We start from the raw sequence: 12,425 nt of genomic DNA, 5'->3' as shown, positions 1-12,425 counted from the left end.
CTGGGCCTGCTGTGAGTCCTGGTTGCCGAGGAACCACCACCCACCGAACCCGACAACCGCCACCACGATGGCCACCACCAGGGCGATGACGATCCCGTTGCCACCCCGCGAAGGAGGCGAACCGTGATACAGGGGCTGCTGCGTGTTCATCATGCTCATCCCGGGAACTCACTTCCACGCGGCGATGAACTCGTCGCCGAGTTTGGTCAGCTCTTCCATGCTTCGCGCCCCCGGGTCACCGACCAGTGCCACGATCCCGCCATAGGGTGCAGGCGATACGCAGGCCGTCAGCCCATAGCCACCCTCCTTCTTCTCATCACAGGTCCAGTTGCCGATGGTTCTGCCGTTCGGCGACAGCTGTCCGAGGTCCTGCATGCTCTTGCCCGGTTCATGGGAGACCCAGATGTCCATCCCTGCTCTTTCTGCTGACTCAGGGCTGTAGAAGTACGTCGTCGGGGAGGATGAGGAGGACTGCGGAACGTCCTGGAGTTTGTACCCCGAGAAACTCGTGGGCACGGGCGGCACCTGCCCATTGTTCTGGGGCTGTCCCTGCTGCGCAGGCGGTTGCTGCTGAGCCGGGGGCTGACCCGGCTGGTCCTGGGGCTGACCCTGCTGCTCCTGAGGCTGGCCCGGCTGCTGGCCCTGGGGCTGGACCTGGCCCTGCGCATCGATGGTGACGGTCTTCCCCCTCTGGGTCAGGACCAGGGCCAGACCTCCGCCGATGACCAGGACAAGGACGAGCACCAGCGCGACCACCACCCCGGTGTTGTTCCGCTGCGGCGGTCCGTGGTGGGGATGCCCCGGCATCTGTCCCGGCTGCTGATACCCCTGCTGGTGGACCGGTTGCTGGTAGCCCTGGACCGGTTGCCCCTGCGGACCTGGACCGGACCACTGATTGCTGCTCATGCCGCGTCTCCCACTAAGTACGAGAAATTGATTAACTGCTCTCCAGAGTAGGGACGCCGAGGGTCACCTGTCCCACCGGCGATGCACACAAGGCCCCGCAGACCTCGACGTCAGGAGCCGAAACCCGGATGTCAGCACGACGCGTCCATGACGATGATGCTCGTCGCATCGTCGTACAATGACGATCACAGCAACCACAGGAGCACGATGGACGACCACCGTTCCAACCTACGACTGGCCGATTTCGGACATCATGTGCGCGGCTGGCGCATGGCCCTGGGGCTGACCGCCCAGCAGGTGGCCGAACGGGCAGAGATCACCCGCGACACCCTGCGCCGGATCGAGACCGGCAGCACGGGCGTCGGCTTCGGCAACGTGGCCCGCGTGCTCGAGGTCCTCGGGCTGCTGGACCGGATCGTCGACGCCGCCGACCCCCTGGACGACGACCTCGGCCGCTCCCGGGCCGACCGCCTGCACCGGAAACGGGTCCACTGAACCACCCTTCCCACACCCCTCCCGTTTTCGCCTGTCCTGATGTCGGTTCGCCTGCCTTGATTCGAATTGCCTGTCTAATAAGACAGGCAATTCCGAAGAAGACAGGCAAACCTGTCGCAGGACAGGCGAACCCGCCATAGGACAGGCGAACCGGCGAGGAGTGTCGAGTGTCGTCGAGTGTCGTCGAGTGTCGTCGGGTGCTGGCGAGGGGTATTGCTGCGGGAGCTGATCGGCGATGCGGCTCGCCTGTTCGCGTGTCGTCGAGGGGCGCTGGCGAGGGGGATTGCCGCAGGTGCGTCGTCGAGAGGGGCATCGCTGACGCGCTGCGACCGGCAGGGCGCACCGACCACCACGACTCGCGCCATTTGTCATTACATGAGGTTGACATGGCATGACCATTAGGGTTGACTGAACCGCGACGGCGACGTCGCCGTCGCGAGCTGCAGAAGGAGTCCGAAGAACCCATGCCTGAGATCGACTACACCCCGGGACCGCTCCTGGACGCGGCCCGCAACACCCCCACCGCCCTGTGGAACGACTCCTCGGATCTCGACGAGCTCCGTCAGTCCATCTCCTACGGCGGAGTCGGCGCCACCTGCAACCCGGTGATCGCCTACACCACCATCAGCAAGCACCTGGACCAGTGGCGACCCCGCATCCAGGCCATCGCCGACGCCCACCCCACCTGGGGTGAGTCCGAGATCGGTTGGCAGGCCGTCAAGGACATGTCCGTGGAGGCCGCCAAACTGCTGGAGCCCATCTTCGACGAGCACAAGGGCCGCAACGGCCGCCTCTCCGTGCAGACCGACCCCCGGCTGCACCGCGACGCCAAGGCCCTGGCCGACCAGGCCGAGGAGTTCCACAACCTCGCCCGCAACATCGTCGTGAAGATCCCGGCGACGAAGGTCGGCCTCGAGGCCATCGAGGACGCCACCTCCCGCGGTGTCAGCATCAACGTCACCGTCTCGTTCTCCGTGCCCCAGGCCATCGCCGCCGCCGAGGCCATCGAACGTGGCCTGAAGGCCCGCGAGGCCGCCGGTCACGACGTCTCCGAGATGGGTCCCGTCGTGACCATCATGGTCGGCCGCCTCGACGACTGGCTCAAGCACGTCGTCGCCCGCGACGGCCTCTTCATCGACCCGTCCGCCCTGGAATGGGCCGGGATCGCCGCCATGAAGCGCGCCTACCAGATCTTCCAGGAGCGCGGCTACCGCTCCCGCGTGCTCGCCGCTGCCTTCCGCAACGTCAACCAGTGGGCCGAGTTCGTGGGTGGCGACGTGGTCGTCTCCCCGCCGTTCAAGTGGCAGGAGATCATCGCGAAGTCCGACTACCGGACCCGCGAGCGCATGGCCGACCCCGTCGACCCCGCCTACATCGACGAGCTGATGCGGATCCCCGACTTCGTGCGTGCCTACGAGCCCGACGGCATGACCGTCGACGAGTTCGCCGACTTCGGACCGACCCGCAAGACCCTGCGCCAGTTCCTGGACGCCGACGCCGACCTCGACCGGCTGGTCCGCGACGTCATCGTCCCCGCTCCCTGACAATCCCCGGAAACCAGTCCCACGTAGGAGAACCATGCTGCGCATCGCAGTCATCGGCGCCGGCCGGATCGGCAAGGTCCACGCCGCCACCGTCGCCGCACATCCACAGGCCCAGCTCGTGCTGGTCTGCGACCCCGTCCTCGAGGCCGCCCAGGGCCTCGCCGAACCGCACGGGGCCCGCACCTCGGCCGACCCGTACGAGGCGTTCACCTCCGACGACGTGGACGCCGTCGTCATCGGCTCCCCCACCCCGCTGCACCGCGAGCACGTCCTGGCCGCGGCCCGCGCGGGCAAGGCGGTCCTGGTGGAGAAGCCCGTCGCCGCCTCGGTGGAGGAGGCCAGGGCGCTGGCCGACGAGCTGGCCACCTTCGACCACCCCCCGGTGATGGTGGGCTTCCAGCGTCGCTACGACCCGTCGATCGCGAAGGCACAGCGCCTCGGTGCGGAGGGTCGGATCGGGCGCATCGAGCAGTTGTCGATCATCTCCCGCGACCCGGCCCCGCCGTCGGTGGAGTACCTGGCCGTCTCCGGTGGGGTGTTCAAGGACATGGTGATCCACGACTTCGACGAGGCCCGGTTCTTCCTCGGGGAGATCACCCATGTCACCGCGATCGGGCAGAAGCTCGACCCGGCGCTGGCCGGGGTGGACGACTTCGACGGGGCCGTCACGATGCTGCAGGCGGCCTCCGGGGCCGTCGCGGTGATCAAGAACACCCGCCACTGCGCCACCGGATACGACCAGCGCGTTGAGCTGTTCGGTTCCGACGGCGAGGTGATGGTGGAGAACCTGCGCGGGACCTCGGTGCGCGTCAACGACGCGAACGGCTCGGACCAGGAGGAGGTCTACCTCGACTTCTTCCTCACCCGCTACGCCGATGCCTACCGCGACGAGCTGACGGCGTTCATCGACGCCATCAACAACGGCACCCCGGTGAGCCCCACCGTCGACGACGGTGTGGCCGCCCTCGTGCTCGCGGAGGCCGCTGAGCGCTCCGCCCGGACCGGAACCACCGTGGAGGTTGGACGATGAGGATTGCTGGTGCCCCGATCTCGTGGGGCGTGTGCGAGGTGCCCGGCTGGGGCTTCCAGATGGCCCCGGAGCGGGTGCTGAAGGAGATGGTGGAGCTGGGGCTGACCGCCACCGAGTTCGGTCCGCAGGGCTGGCTGCCCGTCGAGCCCGAGGCCCGGGCAGCGGCGGTGAAGGAGCACGGGCTCACCCCCGTCGGTTCCTTCTTCCTGGCGGTGATGCACGACCCGGAGCACGACCCGATCCCGGCGGTGAGGGCCGAGCTGGAGGCGTTCCGCGTCGCGGGGGGTTCGGTGCTGGTGCTGGCCTGCGACTCCGGCCGCGACGGCTACGACGACCGTCCCGTGCTGGACGAGGCGGGCTGGGCGACGCTGTACCGCAACCTGGACCGCATCGCCGAGGTGTGCGCCGAGGCGGGGGTGCAGGCCTGCGTCCACCCCCACTGGGGCACGATGATCCAGAACGCCGACGAGGTGGAGCGGATCCTCGACGAGACCGGGGTCGGCCTGTGCCTGGACACCGGTCACCTCATGGCCGGTGGCGCGGATCCCGTCGACATCGTGCGTCGCCATCCGGAGCGGATCGTCATCGTGCACGCCAAGGATGTCCACAAGGAACTCACCGACAAGCTGCTGACGGGTGAGCTGACGTGGAGCCAGGGCATCAAGGCCGAGATGTTCGCCCCCATCGGGGAGGGTGACGTGGACTTCGCGACCATCGCGGAGCTGCTGAAGGGCGTCGGTTTCGACGGCTACTGGGTGCTGGAGCAGGACATCATGCTGGATGCCGACCCGGCCCCCGGTGAGGGCCCGAAGGAGAACGCCCGCAGGTCCTACGAGGCGCTGAGGCAGCTGGCCTGATCCTCGTCCCTGACGTGGCCCCCGGTGATGAGTCGCCGGGGGCCACGTCGTCCTCCACGCGCCCATCCGGCCCGCTCCTCTGCACCGGCACGATCCGCGGGCGGGACAAGCTGGGGGCGTCCGCGGGTCCAGGTGGTGTGAGCAACGACAGCTCGTGGAGGTGTGTCGTGGGGCTGACCGAGCAGCGTCGGGCGTTGATGTCGGTGCTGTTGGGGCGGGGTCGGTCGTGTCACTCGATCGCGAGGGAGTTGGGTGGTGGTCCTTCGACGGTGCGGAGGGTGGCCATCGATGCGGGCGAGGAGTTGCCTCGAGGGCGGGGGCACGGTGACGGGCTGTCGTTCCCGGTCCGCGATTCGTGTCGGAAACCGGGGTGGTTCGTCGTGCCGGGGTGGCCCGGGAGGGGAGGTCGCCCAGGTGGCGGCCGGGGCTCGCCGTCGCGGTGGGTGGGCGTGCCCGACGTGGGTCGGTGCCGGGATCAGAGCCGTCGTCTCTCAGGAAACAGCGAGAAGAAGCCTCATCGTCGCGAGCTGTTGTCCATTGAGCTGACAAGCGTTTTTGGCTCTGTCCTTAAAGACGACAGAAAACCACAACCTGAGATTCCTGAGGGCAAGTAGGCTGAACCTGAGATTTCTTCAGTAACCACTAAGGAACGTAGGACGAGCACAACGGTGGTCACCAGAGGTGAACTCGAGCCAGGCCCACGGACCGGGGATTCCGGCCAGGGCGACGGCCAGAGGAACACCGTGTTCGTCCGCGGGGGAGGTGTCAAGGGTGAGGTCTCGGGCCAGGTTCGGCGAGAACGGCCCCGGGATTTTCCCGCTCACCCTTGATTGCCGCCGAGCAGCGCGGGTCCGCCCGCAGCGGCTCGGCACTGGCGGGAGACTGGCGGAGGTGTCCACCGGGGTCACACCCGGGCGGTAGTTGGGGATCGTTCACGGACGCCTCCGCCGGGCCCGTCGGAGAAAAATGTCAGAGCAGACCGTTTCACTGTTCCCATCACCACTGCACCCACCAGGAGCGTCCAGAGGCAAGGAGCACACATGACCACGAGCACAGCCCGACCCAGCCGTTTCGTCGTGGTGTTCGACACCGCGGACCCGGCACGCCTGGACGAGGTGGCCCCTGCGGCCCTGGAGAGCCTGGGGATGCAGCCGGACCACTGGTTCCCACGCCTGGGAGTGGCCATCGTGAGTGGCACCACCGCCCCCACCCTCACCCTGCAGGAAGCACACTCGGACGTGGACGTCGCCGTGCTGCCGGAGACCACCTACCACGCCATCACCGCACCGCAGACCGGTCCTGACTCCTACGAGGACACCGATCAGGCGACCTGGGGCATCCAGGCGGTGGGGGCCGTCGACAGCCCCCACACCGGCAAGGGCATCAGGATCGCCGTGCTGGACACCGGCTTCAACACCGCGCACCCGGACTTCGCCGGACGCACGGTGGTCACACAGTCGTTCATCGACGGCGAGGACGCGGAGGACGGCCACGGGCACGGCACGCACTGCGTCGGGACCGCGGCCGGGCCGAGGACCTGGGCCGAGGGGCGTGGCTACGGGGTGGCCCCGGAGGCCGAGATCTACGTCGCGAAGGTGCTGGGCAACAACGGCACGGGCTCCGACGCCACCATCCTGGCCGGGATCGACTGGGCCCTGGAGCAGGGCTGCCAGGTGATCTCGATGTCACTCGGCGCGGATGTCACCACGGTGCACCCACCGTATGTCGCGGCCGGGCGACGGGCCCTGGAGCAGGGCTCCCTGCTCATCGCCGCTGCGGGCAACAACGCGGCTCGCAGCCGGGGCAACCCGGGCTTCGTCGGGGCCCCCGCCAACAGCCCCTACGTGATGGCGGTCGGTGCGGTGGACAAGAGGCTCGAGGTGGCGGACTTCTCCGCCCAGGCCCTCGACGTCGAGGGCGGCGAGGTGAACATCGCCGGCCCCGGGGTGGCCATCCACTCATCATGGATCGCACCGAAGAACTACAACACCATCAACGGCACCTCGATGGCCACACCCCACGTCGCCGGGGTGGCGGCCCTCATCGCCGAGGCGACGGGCGCTCGGGGTCAGGAGCTGTGGGATCAACTGGTGGCAGGGGTCAGGGACCTCGGCCTGCCGAAGGAGGACGTCGGCGCGGGACTGGTGACGGCCCCGCAGGCCCGCACCTCCTCCGGCACCCCGTCGAGCTGGGTGGTGACCCTGGACGACAGTCACGCCGACCGGGTCGAGGAGGTGGCCGCACAGCTCAGGGCCGCCGGGATGCGCATCACCCGCACCCTGCCCCGGCTCGGCATGATCCACGGCTGCACGGAGGGCCCCTGCTCCGTCGAGGAGCTGACCGGGATCGACGGCGTGGCCTCGGTGGACGTGGAGGTGGCCCACCACATCACCCCGCCCGGCCCCCGAATCCTGTGATCCCGGGCTCTGGGGTTCTGCGCCTTCTCACGTAGAATCGGCATCATGAAACGCCCCACCGTCGGCCGTCGGCTGTCCTCGTTCGCGCTGTTCGTGGTGGTCAGTGTGCTTGCTGGCCTCCTGCTCTCGGGCCTGGCCGTGCCGGGTGCCGCCCTCGTCGGAGCCGCCACGAAGCTGGCCTCGGACTCGGTGCAGTACCTGCCCGCGGACCTGGAGACCCCGCCCCAGGCGGAGCGGTCCCGCGTCCTGATGGCCGACGGGTCGGAGCTGGCCACCTTCTACGAGGACAACCGCGTCTACGTCGGGCTCAGCGACATCGCCCAGGTGATGCGGGACGCGCAGATCGCGATCGAGGACCACCGGTTCTACGAGCACGGGGCGATCGACGTGCAGGGGCTGGGCCGTGCGGTCTTCAAGAACCTGATGGGCTCCTCCCAGGGCGCCTCCACCCTCACCCAGCAGTACGTGAAGATGGTGCAGATCGAGTCGGCGAAGGCACGTGGCGACAAGGCCGGGGTGAGCGAGGCCCAGGTCCCCACCATCGAGCGCAAGATCCGTGAGATGCGCTACGCGATGGCCATCGAGAAGAAGATGACCAAGGACCAGATCCTGGAGGGCTACCTCAACATCGCCTACTACGGTGACGGCGCCTACGGCGTCGAGGCTGCGGCCCGCCACTACTGGGGCACCTCGGCGGCCGAGCTGACACTGGACCAGGCGGCGATGCTGGCCGGCATCGTGCAGAACCCCGACGCCTACAACCCGGCGAAGAACCCTGAGAAGGCCATGCAGCGCCGCAACCACGTGCTCAACCGGATGGCGCAGCTCAAGGTCATCACCAAGGAGGAGGCCGAGGCCGCCTCCGAGGTGGTCTTCGACCCGGCAGGCATTCAGCGCACCCCGAACGGCTGTCACTCCTCGCAGTTCCCGGTGCTGTGTGACTTCGTGTACCAGACCCTGGTGAAGAAGGTCGACTCGCTGGGCTCCACCCAGGAGGACCGGGCGAACACCCTGAAGCGCGGTGGACTGACCATCCACACCCTGATCGACCCCAAGGCCCAGGCCGAGGCCGAGGCCGCGGTGGGCAAGATCGTCGCGCCGACGGACCCGGTGTGGGGCGGGACGGTGCTGATCCAGCCCTCCACCGGGCTGATCGTCGCGATGGCGCAGAGCCGCCCGAAGCTGGGCGACGACCCCGGGGAGACCTACTACAACGTCAACGTGAGCCGGGATCTCAACGGCATCGAGGGATTCCAGGCGGGCTCCACGTTCAAACCCTTCGTGATGGCCGCCGCCCTCGAGATGGGGATGTCCCCCACGGAGACCAAGTTCGACACCCCGTCCCCGCTCAACGTCGTCGGCACCCGGTTCACCAGCTGCTCCGGCCCCTTCACCTGGACCAATGCCGGCTGGCAACCCAAGAACTACGACAAGGCCCATGGTGTGATCGACATGTTCACCGCCACCCAGAGGTCGGTGAACAGCTACTACATCCAGCTGGAGGCCAAGGTGGGGATCTGCAACTCCATCGACATGGCGCAGCGGCTGGGTGTCAAGCTCGCCAACGGTGAGGACATGCGCAAGGAGTCGGAGTTCCCGTCGTGGGTGCTCGGTACCTCCGACGTCACCCCGCTGTCGATGGCGGAGGCCTACGCCACCTTCGCCAACCGCGGCACGCACTGCGACCCGATCATCCTGCGCAGCATCATCACCAAGGAGGGTGGTGAGCTCGAGGTGCCCTCGGCGAACTGCCAGGAGGTGGTCAGCCCCGAGGTGGCCGACGGTGTCAACCACGTGCTCAAGACGGTCATGACCCAGGGCACCGGCACCCGGGCCCGGATTCCCGGCAACTACGACCAGGCGGGCAAGACCGGGACCACCAACGGCGCCAAGGCCGTGTTCTTCGCGGGCTACACCCCGGACATGGCGGGTGTGGCCTACGTCGCGGTGGACACCGCCAACCCCTACTGGGAGGGCAAGCGCCAGAGCATCGACGGTCTTCGGACCGGCACCGGGGTCTCCCTCGAGGGATCCGGTGGCAGGGATGCGGGCTCCATCTGGAAGTCGGCCATGGCATCGGCCCTGGAGAACATCGACTCCACGGACTTCGCCCCGATCAGCCAGAAGGTGCTGGAGGGCGAGAAGGTTGACATCCCGAGCGTCAGTGGCATGAGCAGTGACGAGGCCAAGGCCGCCCTCGAGGATGCCGGTTTCAACGTCGGAAGGGTGGAGTCCTTCAGCGACAGGCCCGCAGGCGAGTACCTCGGGCGCACCACCCCGCAGGGGAAGGCCACGATCGGCTCGACGGTCAACCTGGTGTACTCGAAGGGATCACCGCCGCCCGAGCCGACGGTCGTCCCGCAACCCGACCAGCCCGGTCAACCGGGCCAACCCGGCCAACCGATCCCGATCCCGATCCAGCCGCCGTCGGAGGATGAGTGAGCCGCTGGGGACGGTTGGCTGCGGCCACCGTCGCTCTCGGGGCTGCCTGTTTCACCTGGGGGCTGGTCGAGGCCACGATGTTCCGGGTGCGTCGGGTGACGATGCCGGTGCTGCCCCCTGGTGGGGAACCGATCCGGGTGCTGCACTTCTCGGACCTGCACCTGCTGCCCGGGCAGGAGTTGAAGCTCAACTTCCTACGTGGTCTGGCCGACCTGGAGCCGGATCTGGTGATCAGCACCGGGGACAACATCTCCAGCGACGGCGCGATCCTGCCCCTCATGGCGGCGCTGGGACGGCTGGCCGACGTGCCGGGCGGGTTCGTGTTCGGCAGCAACGACTACCACGTGCCGCAGTTCAAGTCCCCGTTGCGTTACGTCACCCGTGGTCGTTCCGGGATGGGGGCGGAGCCGCCCGCCAGGTTGGCGATCGAGCAGCTGCGGGCCGCATTCACCCGGAGCGGGGCCTGGCACGACCTCAACGAGCGTCGAGCCGTCGTCGAGGTCAAGGGGTACCGGATCGAGCTGCGGGGCACCGATGACGCCCACCACGACCGCGACGACTACTCGGCGGTGGCGGGGCCGCCCAGCCCGGGGGTCGATCTCAGCCTCGGGGTGACCCATGCCCCGTACCGACGGCTGCTGGACGCGATGACGGACGACGGCGTGGACGCGATCCTCGCTGGCCACACCCATGGCGGCCAGGTCTGCGTCCCGGGGCATGGGGCCCTGACCACGAACTGTGACCTGGAACCGACCCGGGTCAAGGGTCTCTCGGAGCACCGCACGGAGCACCACCGCGCCTGGTTGCACGTCTCGGCGGGGCTCGGCACCTCGCCCTTCGCCCCGTACCGGTTCGCCTGCCCCCCGGAGGTCACCCTGCTGACCCTGACGGCTCCCCCGACGCTCGGCTGAGTGGTCGCAGAACGTCGCAAAACCGTCATTCTGCGACCACTGGAGCGATGTGGTGATGCATCTCACCAGGTCAGGCCGGTGCCGATGGGAAGTTCCCCACCGTCAGCCGTCGGCACGGCCACCGGCAGCCTGCCCTTCGGCGAGAAGGCCCCGGTGAGGACCTCGGCCAGTCCCTTGGCGACCACCGGGCGCGACGTGTAGGTCGCGACCTTCGCGGCCGCATCGAGCAGCCCGACGTCCTGCGGCAGGCCGACCGCCACCGCGACAACCTTCCGTCCGGCACCCACCAGGGCCTCGACCAGCTGCTTCTGGGCCGGGTGGGCCGTCACACCGTCGGTGAGCACGACGGTGACCCCTGCCCGACCAGCGGCCTTGACCGCCGCGTCGATCTCCTGCGCGCTCGGGTCCACCCCCACCGGGACGAAGTCCGAGTCACCACCCAACTGAGCGGTCAGCTCCTTCCCCAGCGACTCATGGTGCCCGACGACGACGGCTCCCGCCTGGCCGAGGGGCAGCACCCCGTCGTTGTGCACGACGGTGACACCACCGCGGGCCGCCTCCTCGGCGATGCGCCGCGAGTCGTCACTGTTGATCCCTCCCAGGCCCCAGGAATCGGGCAGGAAATCCGCCTCCGGCAGGTACCGCTTGGCGCGCAGGATCCGCTTCGCCCTGGCATGGATGTCATCGGCGCTGAGCCGACCGTCGCGGATCGCCGCATGGATCGCCTCGATCGCCGCGATCGGGTCCGCCGAGTCGTGGAGCTGATCCGCCCCGGCCTCCAGCGCACGCACCGCCAGCTCGCCGTCGCCGTGGAGGGCGCGCAGCGCGGGGTCCGCGAGGGAATCGGTAACGACGACTCCGTTGAACCGGAGCTGGCCCCGCAGGATGTCACCGATGATGGTCCGGCTGAGCGACGCCGGGGTGCCGGAGGGATCCAGCCCCACAGCGACGATGTGCCCCACCTGGATGATCTCCACCTCTGTGGCCAGCGTCTTGAACACCGCTCCTTCCAGGGTGTCCCATTCCTCACGGGTGCGCTCCGAGCTCGGTAGCCCGTCGTCCCCGACAGTGACATCGCCCGCCCCGGGGAACATGCGCACCGCGACCAGTTGGGTCGCGCCACGGCGTGCCCCACCCTCGTCGACGCGGACCCGGGCGGTGACGATCTCCGGGGTACCGCCGTAGACCTGGGTGCCGAGCACCGGGTTGTCCGGGGTGAAGGAGACATCGGCCCTGACCCCGAACCAGGTGTTGATCCCGAGGTTGAGCGCCTCCTTGGGCTGGGTGTCGTTGAGCCCCCACCCCTGGAATCGCAACCCCTCGTGGGCACCGAGTGTCATCGGCTCAGGGAACTGGGTGACGGGGATCCCCGCATCGGCCAGCCCGCTCAGGTGCCCCTCCCACACCACCTGGAGGGGGACACCACCTTGCGCCTGGGCCGCCCGCTGCAGTTCGTTGGTGTGGTCGAGGACCGCCCGGGTGCTGGTGAACTGCCCCGCTTCGGGTCTGAGGACGACTCCACCGAAGCGGTGGCGACGCAGCACGCCTGCAGGAGTGGCCTCGCCGTAGAGCTTCGTGTTCCGGGAGTCGGAGGCCCCGGCGCTGCGCCCGTGGACGGGCTGGAGGAAGAGCTGGCGGATCTTCTGGTCCAGGCTGAGCGAGTTCAACAGCTGTTCGTAGGGCTCGACGTGGGCATTGGCTCGGCTGGGCCGGGTGATGGCGGCTGCGGCAACTGCTCCGGCACCGGTGCCGAGCAGCGCCCGTCGTGAGAGTTGGGACATGATCCACTCCTTCATTGGTCGTTGAGTCTGCCTCGAGCAGAC

10 protein-coding genes are annotated in these 12,425 nt (G+C 68.5%); 8 read left to right on the top strand and 2 right to left on the bottom strand.

Annotation, left to right across the window (positions count from 1 at the left end; genetic code table 11):
- Positions 1-168 precede the first annotated feature (168 nt).
- On the bottom strand, positions 169-411 hold the full coding sequence (locus EII34_RS16080) for a hypothetical protein (RefSeq protein WP_185711368.1): 243 nt from the start codon (positions 409-411) through the stop codon (positions 169-171).
- A 153-nt stretch (positions 412-564) separates the two neighbouring features.
- Here EII34_RS16080 and EII34_RS16075 point away from each other — a divergent pair, with 153 nt between their 5' ends.
- The 8 genes from EII34_RS16075 (at position 565) to EII34_RS14535 (ending at position 10,602) form a co-directional block, all read left to right on the top strand.
- Positions 565-957 (top strand): hypothetical protein, encoded by a 393-nt coding sequence (locus EII34_RS16075; RefSeq protein WP_185711367.1) that lies wholly within the window; start codon positions 565-567, stop codon positions 955-957.
- 156 nt (positions 958-1,113) lie between these two features.
- Complete coding sequence (locus EII34_RS14570; RefSeq protein WP_124845903.1) at positions 1,114-1,401, top strand: helix-turn-helix domain-containing protein; 288 nt, start codon at positions 1,114-1,116, stop codon at positions 1,399-1,401.
- Between the two features lie 464 nt (positions 1,402-1,865).
- Positions 1,866-2,945, top strand: a complete 1,080-nt coding sequence (locus EII34_RS14565; RefSeq protein WP_124845902.1) for a transaldolase family protein — start codon at positions 1,866-1,868, stop codon at positions 2,943-2,945.
- Between the two features lie 34 nt (positions 2,946-2,979).
- Positions 2,980-3,975, top strand: coding sequence for an inositol 2-dehydrogenase (gene iolG / locus EII34_RS14560; protein WP_124845901.1), 996 nt, complete (start codon positions 2,980-2,982; stop codon positions 3,973-3,975).
- Positions 3,972-4,832, top strand: coding sequence for a sugar phosphate isomerase/epimerase family protein (locus EII34_RS14555; protein WP_124845900.1), 861 nt, complete (start codon positions 3,972-3,974; stop codon positions 4,830-4,832). The genes iolG and EII34_RS14555 overlap by 4 nt, the downstream gene beginning before the upstream one ends.
- A 1,040-nt stretch (positions 4,833-5,872) precedes the next feature.
- Positions 5,873-7,249, top strand: a complete 1,377-nt coding sequence (locus EII34_RS14545; protein ID WP_124845899.1) for a S8 family serine peptidase — start codon at positions 5,873-5,875, stop codon at positions 7,247-7,249.
- Positions 7,250-7,294: 45 nt separating this feature from the next.
- Entirely contained in the window at positions 7,295-9,691 is a 2,397-nt protein-coding gene (locus EII34_RS14540) for a transglycosylase domain-containing protein (protein WP_260425178.1), read from the top strand.
- Positions 9,688-10,602 carry a metallophosphoesterase gene (locus tag EII34_RS14535; protein ID WP_260425177.1) on the top strand — a complete coding sequence of 305 codons (915 nt, stop codon included), beginning with the start codon at positions 9,688-9,690 and terminating at the stop codon, positions 10,600-10,602. The genes EII34_RS14540 and EII34_RS14535 overlap by 4 nt, the downstream gene beginning before the upstream one ends.
- 62 nt (positions 10,603-10,664) lie before the next feature.
- Here EII34_RS14535 and EII34_RS14530 read toward each other — a convergent pair whose 3' ends face one another.
- The gene (locus tag EII34_RS14530; RefSeq protein ID WP_185711366.1) at positions 10,665-12,383 is read right to left on the bottom strand and encodes a glycoside hydrolase family 3 N-terminal domain-containing protein; all 1,719 of its coding nucleotides are present in this window, start codon (positions 12,381-12,383) and stop codon (positions 10,665-10,667) included.
- Positions 12,384-12,425: the final 42 nt, after the last annotated feature.

It is taken from the genome of Arachnia propionica (genome assembly GCF_003859805.1).
Lineage (GTDB): Bacteria > Actinomycetota > Actinomycetes > Propionibacteriales > Propionibacteriaceae > Arachnia > Arachnia propionica_C.
This window is presented reverse-complemented; position numbering and strand designations above follow the sequence as displayed.

Excerpts from the sequence above, each read along its gene's own strand:
- EII34_RS14565 (WP_124845902.1), top strand. The coding sequence starts at position 1,866 with ATGCCTGAGATCGACTACACCCCGGGACCGCTCCTGGACGCGGCCCGC.
- iolG (WP_124845901.1), top strand. The coding sequence starts at position 2,980 with ATGCTGCGCATCGCAGTCATCGGCGCCGGCCGGATCGGCAAGGTCCAC.
- EII34_RS16080 (WP_185711368.1), bottom strand. The coding sequence starts at position 411 with ATGGACATCTGGGTCTCCCATGAACCGGGCAAGAGCATGCAGGACCTC.
- EII34_RS14540 (WP_260425178.1), top strand. The coding sequence starts at position 7,295 with ATGAAACGCCCCACCGTCGGCCGTCGGCTGTCCTCGTTCGCGCTGTTC.
- EII34_RS14545 (WP_124845899.1), top strand. The coding sequence starts at position 5,873 with ATGACCACGAGCACAGCCCGACCCAGCCGTTTCGTCGTGGTGTTCGAC.
- EII34_RS14530 (WP_185711366.1), bottom strand. The coding sequence starts at position 12,383 with ATGTCCCAACTCTCACGACGGGCGCTGCTCGGCACCGGTGCCGGAGCA.
- EII34_RS14555 (WP_124845900.1), top strand. The coding sequence starts at position 3,972 with ATGAGGATTGCTGGTGCCCCGATCTCGTGGGGCGTGTGCGAGGTGCCC.
- EII34_RS14570 (WP_124845903.1), top strand. The coding sequence starts at position 1,114 with ATGGACGACCACCGTTCCAACCTACGACTGGCCGATTTCGGACATCAT.